1 protein-coding gene is annotated in these 1,962 nt (G+C 66.7%); it reads left to right on the top strand.

Going from position 1 to position 1,962, the window contains the following annotated elements; translation table 11 throughout:
- A partial coding sequence (locus PF66_RS31580; protein ID WP_241494495.1) for a condensation domain-containing protein occupies positions 1–1,962 on the top strand: 1,962 nt, incomplete at both ends.

The raw sequence follows: 1,962 nt of genomic DNA, 5'->3' as shown, positions 1-1,962 counted from the left end.
GCAATGACGCCCAGGTGAAGATCCGCGGTTTCCGGGTCGAACTGGGCGAGATCGAGGCGCGTCTGGTCGAGCATCCCGAGGTCAGGGAAAGCGTGGTGTTGTGTCGCGAGGATCTCCCGGGCGACAAACGTCTGGTGGCCTACTTCACGGCGCAGCAGCCTGAAACCGTGCTGCCGATCGAGAGTCTGCGCGACCATCTGCAAGAGTCCGTGCCGGAATACATGGTGCCGGCGGCCTACGTGCAACTTGATGCCTTGCCACTGACCGCCAACGGCAAGCTGGACCGCAAGGCGCTGCCGGTGCCGGATGCCCAGGCGCTGGTCAGCCGCGGCTACGAGGCGCCGCAAGGCGAAGTGGAAGTGCTGCTGGCGTCGATCTGGGCCGATGTGCTCAAGGTCGAGCAGGTCGGTCGCCACGACCACTTCTTCGAACTCGGCGGTCATTCATTACTGGCGGTGACGCTGATCGAGCGCATGCGCCAGGCCGGCCTGAGTGCCGATGTGCGGGTGCTGTTCAGCCAGCCGACCCTGGCCGCCCTGGCCGCGGCAGTGGGTACGGCCAGCGACCTGGTGGTGCCGGCCAACCGGATTGCTCCGGATTGCCAGCGGATCACCCCGGACATGTTGCCGCTGATCGAGCTGGATCAGGCGGCCATCGACCGTATCGCGGCCACCGTGCCGGGCGGTGCGCCGAACATCCAGGATATCTACCCGCTGGCACCGTTGCAGGAGGGGATTCTCTATCACCACCTCAGCGCCGAGGAGGGCGACCCCTATGTGCTGCAAGCGCAGTACGCCTTCGACAGCCGTGCCCGCCTGGACGACTTCGTCCAGGCACTGCAAGCGGTTATCGACCGACATGACATCCTGCGCACTTCCATTCACTGGGAAGGCTTCGACCAGCCCTTGCAGGTGGTCTGGCGCCGTGCCGAACTGAGCACCGAGGAGCGCGCGCTGGACCCTCGCGCCGGCGATATCGCCGAGCAGTTGCAGGCCGGCTTCGATCCGCGCCAGGTGCGCCTGGATATCCGCCGGGCGCCGATGCTGCATCTGGCCCAGGCGTGGGACGAGCCGAACCAGCGCTGGCTGGGGCTGCTGCTGTTCCATCACCTGGTCATGGACCACACCGCGATGGACGTGGTACAGCACGAGATGCAGGCCGCTCTGCTCGGCCAGCAGGCGCAACTGGGCGCCGCTGTGCCTTATCGCAACTATGTCGCCCAGGCCCGCCTGGGCGCGAGCCAGGAGGAGCACGAACGGTTCTTCCGCGAACGTCTCGGCGATATCGACGAACCAACCCTGCCGTTCGGCCTGCAGGATGTGCAGGGTGACGGCAGCGATATCGAACAGGCCGATCTCGCACTGGACGCCGGCCTGAGCCTGCGCCTGCGGACCCAGGCCCGTCAGCTCGGGGTGAGTGCCGCGAGTCTGGTGCACCTGGCCTTTGCCCAGGTACTGGGGCAGGTCAGCGGTCGTGACCAGGTGGTCTTCGGCACCGTGCTGCTGGGCCGGATGCAGGCCGGCGAGGGCGCCGATAGGGCCCTGGGCATGTTTATCAATACCTTGCCGCTGCGGGTGACCCTTGGCGGTCAAAGCGTGCGTGAGGGGGTCAAGACCACCCACGCCGAACTGACTGCCTTGCTCGGGCACGAGCACGCCTCCCTGGCACTGGCCCAGCGTTGCAGCGGGGTGAGTGCGCCGCTGCCGTTGTTCAGCGCCTTGCTCAACTACCGCCACAGCAGCCTGGCCGTGACCGAGCAGGCGCAGAGCGCCTGGCAGGGCATGCAGGTGCTGGGCGGTGCCGAAGAGCGCACCAACTATCCGCTGACCCTCAACGTCGACGACCTGGGGGAAGGGTTCCACTTCACGGCCTTGGTGGCGACGGCCATCGGTGCACAACGTCTTTGCGGCTATCTGCACAGCGCCTTGGACGGCCTGGTTCAGGCCCTGGAGCAGGCACCAG

Source organism: Pseudomonas asplenii (assembly GCF_001293465.1).
In the GTDB taxonomy this organism is placed as follows: Bacteria; Pseudomonadota; Gammaproteobacteria; order Pseudomonadales; family Pseudomonadaceae; genus Aquipseudomonas; species Aquipseudomonas fuscovaginae_B.
Note: the sequence above shows the minus strand (reverse complement) of the source record. Positions and strands in the feature narration are given on the sequence as shown.